This is a genomic window from Protofrankia sp. CiP1_Cm_nod3 (assembly GCF_982290655.1).
The window spans coordinates 1-937 of the sequence record NZ_CEVIVD010000043.1 but is presented as its reverse complement, the minus strand read 5'-3'; the positions used below and the strand labels follow the sequence as shown (position 1 = coordinate 937).

Below are 937 nucleotides of genomic sequence, written 5' to 3'. Positions count from 1 at the left end.
TTAGGGTCTGTTCTGAGTTCGGATCATGGGGTTGGTAGGCTGCGTAGCCAGAGGATGGATCCGCGCAGGTGGAGCCCTGCGGCGTAGCTTTCGGGTGTCTTGTCGTAGCGGGTGGCCAGACCCCGCCACTCCTTGATCTTGTTGATGCCGCGTTCCACGGTGTTGCGGTCCTGGTAGAGCGTGGCGTCGTGGCTGACCGGGCGGCCTCCGGCGCTGCCGCGCTTCTTGCGGTTGGCCCTCTGGTCGGCCTTCTCCGGGATCACCGTCCGGATCTTCCGCTTACGCAGGTGGGCGCGGTGGGCACGGGAGGAGTACGCCTTGTCGCCGGCGACCGCGTCGGGGCGGGTCCGGGGCCGGCCGGACGGCCCACGCACTTCGATCTTCTTCAGGACCGGGAGGAAACGCGGGCTGTCCGCGGCTTGCCCGGGGGTGAGGATGAGGGACAGCGGGCGGCAGCGCCGGTCGGCCGCGAGGTGCACCTTGCCGGTCAGCCCGCCTCGGGAGCGTCCCAGTTCGGCGGCCTTCAGCCGGGCCCTGCGGCGGCGGCGGACCGCGCGGCGCCGTGCCCGTTCGGCGTCCTCGCCGTCCTCGGGCGCCTCGGTCACAGGGTTGTTCTGTCCGGTTGGTGAAGCCCCTTTTCCGCCGTCAGGGCCTTCGCCATCTCCTCCAGGAGGTCCGGGTCGACCGCCATGCCCGCCGCGTGGTGATGCGCGCGGGCGACGGTGGAGTCCACGCCGACCAGGCTGAGGTCGACGTCGCCGCGTGCCGCCGCCTCGGCGATCATCGCGTCCATGAGGGCCTGGAAGACCCCGTCCCGCGCCCACGCGCGGAACCGGTCGTAGATCGTCGACCAGGAGCCGTAGCGTTCGGGCACGTCCCGCCAGGGGCTACCGGTACGGAACCTCCACATCACCGCGTTGAAGTAGCCGCGCAGGTC

Annotated in this window: 2 protein-coding genes; both read right to left on the bottom strand. The window is 71.0% G+C overall.

The features are described 5' to 3' along the window. Nucleotides 1–23 precede the first annotated feature (23 nt). Nucleotides 24–605 carry an IS5 family transposase gene (locus AC5LUJ_RS10795; protein ID WP_493464867.1) on the bottom strand — a complete coding sequence of 194 codons (582 nt, stop codon included), beginning with the start codon at nucleotides 603–605 and terminating at the stop codon, nucleotides 24–26. Further along, on the bottom strand, nucleotides 602–937 hold a 336-nt coding region (locus tag AC5LUJ_RS10790; protein ID WP_493464866.1), incomplete at its 5' end, for a transposase. The genes AC5LUJ_RS10790 and AC5LUJ_RS10795, both read right to left, overlap by 4 nt.